The 3,636-nt window shown below is 50.0% G+C and carries 2 protein-coding genes, 2 tRNA genes and 2 rRNA genes (1 of these 6 cut by a window edge); 2 read left to right on the top strand and 4 right to left on the bottom strand.

Annotated features, from left to right (window positions below):
* The 4 genes from HPS53_RS10635 to HPS53_RS10650 all read right to left on the bottom strand — a co-directional run.
* Positions 1–528 (bottom strand): 23S ribosomal RNA (locus tag HPS53_RS10635); it reaches 2,370 nt to the left of the window's first position.
* A gap of 151 nt (positions 529–679) precedes the next feature.
* A tRNA-Ala gene (locus tag HPS53_RS10640) sits at positions 680–753 on the bottom strand.
* Positions 754–760: 7 nt separating this feature from the next.
* Positions 761–834 (bottom strand) — tRNA-Ile (locus tag HPS53_RS10645).
* 134 nt (positions 835–968) lie between these two features.
* Positions 969–2,500 (bottom strand): 16S ribosomal RNA (locus HPS53_RS10650).
* Together the 16S and 23S rRNA genes with 2 tRNA genes alongside form the textbook arrangement of a ribosomal RNA operon.
* Positions 2,501–2,959: 459 nt before the next feature.
* On the opposite strand from HPS53_RS10650, the gene HPS53_RS10655 reads away from it, so the two are divergent.
* Both HPS53_RS10655 and HPS53_RS10660 read left to right on the top strand, forming a co-directional pair.
* Entirely contained in the window at positions 2,960–3,139 is a 180-nt protein-coding gene (locus HPS53_RS10655) for a hypothetical protein (protein WP_216651922.1), read from the top strand.
* Between the two features lie 50 nt (positions 3,140–3,189).
* Positions 3,190–3,336 (top strand): hypothetical protein, encoded by a 147-nt coding sequence (locus tag HPS53_RS10660; RefSeq protein ID WP_172206139.1) that lies wholly within the window; start codon positions 3,190–3,192, stop codon positions 3,334–3,336.
* Positions 3,337–3,636 lie beyond the last annotated feature (300 nt).

Consider the following 3,636-nt stretch of genomic DNA (forward strand, 5'->3'; position numbering starts at 1 on the left):
CCCCTGCTCGGGGTTCTTTTCACCTTTCCCTCACGGTACTGGTACACTATCGGTCTCACGGGAGTATTTAGCCTTGCCGGATGGTCCCGGCGGATTCGCGCAGGATTTCACGTGTCCCGCGTTACTCAGGATACCACTCGGCCGAACCGGGCTGCGCGTAAGGGGCTTTCACCCGCTATGGCCGGACTTTCCAGTCCGTTCCGCTCGCCGTCGCCGTGCCGTAACCGTGGTCCTACAACCCCCGACGCGCGTTGCCACGCGACGGGTTTGGGCTCTTCCCCGGTCGCTCGCCACTACTGGGGGAATCATTGTTATTTTCTTCTCCTGCGGGTACTAAGATGTTTCAGTTCCCCGCGTTCGCCTCATGGCATAGCCATGATGACAGTCCACAGACTGCCGGGTTGTCCCATTCGGAAATCCGCGGGTCAAGGGCTATTTGCGCCTAACCGCGGCTTATCGCAGCTTATCACGTCCTTCATCGCCTCCGTGAGCCAAGGCATCCGCCATGCGCCCTTATTCACTTTCGTCACTGAAATGGACAATGGCGACCATGCAAGGTCGGCATTGGCCAGAACAGCACGCTCATACTTCAGCTGTTGTTTATACTACTTTACTGTCTTGTGTGTCAATATGTCAAAGAACGATACCCAAAATGGTGGAAAAACACCACAAGGGAAAGTGGAGAATAACGGATTCGAACCGTTGACCTCTTGCATGCCATGCAAGCGCTCTAGCCAGCTGAGCTAATCCCCCGCAGCCGTAGTCCCAGGCAGACTTGAACTGCCGACCTCCACATTATCAGTGTGGCGCTCTAACCAACTGAGCTATAGGACTTCGTCACGCAGTCCAACCGACACGGATTGCCAGTTGCCTGATTACGGTATATCGCCTGATACAGAGCGTGTGAGTACAAGAAGACCGAGGGGACGCAAAAGACATGAGCGACCATACCCGAAACGTCTCTCCAGAAAGGAGGTGTTCCAGCCGCACCTTCCGGTACGGCTACCTTGTTACGACTTAGCCCCAATCACCGGTTTCACCCTAGGCCGACCCTCGCGGTCACGGACTTCAGGCGCCCCCGGCTTTCATGGCTTGACGGGCGGTGTGTACAAGGCCCGGGAACGTATTCACCGCGCCATGGCTGATGCGCGATTACTAGCGAATCCAGCTTCGTGGGGTCGGGTTGCAGACCCCAGTCCGAACTGAGGATGACTTTAAGGATTGGACCGATGTTGCCAGCGGCCGGCCCTCTGTATCACCCATTGTAACACGTGTGTAGCCCCGGACGTAAGGGCCGTGCTGATTTGACGTCATCCCCACCTTCCTCACTCCTTGCGGAGGCAGTGTCCCCAGAGTGCCCGGCTAGAACCGATGGCAACTAGGGAAAGGGGTTGCGCTCGTTATGGCACTTAAGCCGACACCTCACGGCACGAGCTGACGACAACCATGCAGCACCTTCACAGAGGCCCCGAAGGGCATCACCATCTCTGGATCTTTCCTCTGCAATTCAAGCCCGGGTAAGGTTCCTCGCGTATCATCGAATTAAACCACATGTTCCTCCGCTTGTGCGGGCCCCCGTCAATTCCTTTGAGTTTCACCGTTGCCGGCGTACTCCCCAGGTGGGATGCTTAACGCTTTCGCTTGGCCGCCGACTGTATATCGCCGACAGCGGGCATCCATCGTTTACCGCGCGGACTACCAGGGTATCTAATCCTGTTCGATACCCGCGCTTTCGAGCTTCAGCGTCAGTAACGCTGCGGCAGGCTGCCTTCGCAATCGGGGTTCTTCGTGATATCTAAGCATTTCACCGCTACACCACGAATTCCGCCTGCCTTCCGCGCACTCAAGGTCTCCAGTTCGCGCCGCACTCTCATGGTTGAGCCACAAAATTTCACGGCACGCTTAAAGACCGGCCTACGCTCCCTTTAAACCCAATAAATCCGGATAACGCCCGGACCTTCCGTATTACCGCGGCTGCTGGCACGGAATTAGCCGGTCCTTATTCATGCGGTACCTGCAAACATCCACACGTGGACACCTTTATCCCCGCATAAAAGAGGTTTACAACCCATAGGGCAGTCTTCCCTCACGCTACTTGGCTGGTTCAGCCTTACGGCCATTGACCAATATTCCTCACTGCTGCCTCCCGTAGGAGTCTGGACCGTGTCTCAGTTCCAGTGTGGGGGACCTTCCTCTCAGAACCCCTACCGATCGATGCCTTGGTGGGCCGTTACCCCGCCAACAAGCTAATCGGACGCATCCCCATCCTTTACCGATAAATCTTTGCTCCGACACAGATGTCCGGGACGGAGAACATGGGGGATTAATCCGCCTTTCGACGGGCTGGACCCCAGTAAAGGGAAGGTTGGATACGCGTTACTCACCCGTGCGCCGGTCGCCATCGGCCCATCCCGAAAGATAGGCCATGCTGCCCCTCGACTTGCATGTGTTAAGCCTGTAGCTAGCGTTCATCCTGAGCCAGGATCAAACTCTACATTGTAAAATATATAAGTTATAGACTCCAGACGCACCGAACCGAAAAAAAAACGGAAAGGGCGAAAGGAGAGAATGTCTGTCCAGGACGCTCCGAGTACTATTCTAATCTCACCGGCCAGGGACAAAAGCCCGAGGCCGGAATGACGGTCAGATCATATCTGTTCGTTTACCCATGCGCGGCGCAAGCCAATTAAAAAAAAGACAGGCGGCGCGCACGCTTCTTGTACTACTACTTTCTCTGTTATTCAGTCTGTCAAAGAACTCTCTCTTAACGCTCACCAGGGCTTCAACCCTGAAAGCGGATGCAAAGGTAAGGACTTTAAGGACACAAACCAAATAATTTTAAGAAAAAATTCGAAAAACAACGGTAATTTTATACTAAATTGACACAGGTCAAGGAAAACAACGCAAAAACAAGACAAAAACACAAAAACAAACAAAAGAAAAGGAAATGAAAATGAAAATGAAAAGAAAGAAAAAAGGAAAAAGACAGAAAAAAGAAAGAAGGAGAGAAAAAAGGACAAGGTCAAAAGAGGAAAGACAGGCCAAAGAAAAAAACAGCAAAACATACAAGGAAAGAGAAAAAAGGAACAGAAAAAGAACAGACAAGGAAGAAAGACAAAGAACAAAGGGGAAAAGATAAAAGGGACAAAAAGAAAACAAATATACAAAACAGAAAAAAGGGGACAACCAATGAAAGGAACGGCAGACATAAAACGAAATCACGGTATCATATATGATATAGACAGGAAAGACAAAAACACAACGCAACGGAGAAACACGAAGACAAAAAAGACCGTAAGAATGAAAAAAACGAATAAAGACAATGACAAAGGATAATAATAAAGGTAGTTGATACAAAAAAAAGAAAGGAAGAGGAAGAAAAGAAAGAAAGGAACCGAAGTCGGATACACAGGAATAGAGAAGGACAAAGCAAGTCTAGATACTAATTACACATATATAATATAAAGAGACAATGGCTACAATCTTTTTTATGACACTGTCCAAAATTTTGTGTAAATGTAAACAGGATTCAGATACTGTGATAAAATCCAAATCTTTTTGAGGAAAAATTGACCAATATCTGTATTTTTCTCAAAATGGCGTAAATTGCCATCTGATTCGCTACAATTATAAGTT

Source organism: Prevotella sp. PTAC (assembly GCF_013166535.1).
Lineage (GTDB): Bacteria > Bacteroidota > Bacteroidia > Bacteroidales > Bacteroidaceae > Prevotella.

Coding starts and splice junctions, on each gene's coding strand:
- HPS53_RS10660 (WP_172206139.1), top strand. CDS start 3,190: ATGAAAGGAACGGCAGACATAAAACGAAATCACGGTATCATATATGAT.
- HPS53_RS10655 (WP_216651922.1), top strand. CDS start 2,960: ATGAAAAGAAAGAAAAAAGGAAAAAGACAGAAAAAAGAAAGAAGGAGA.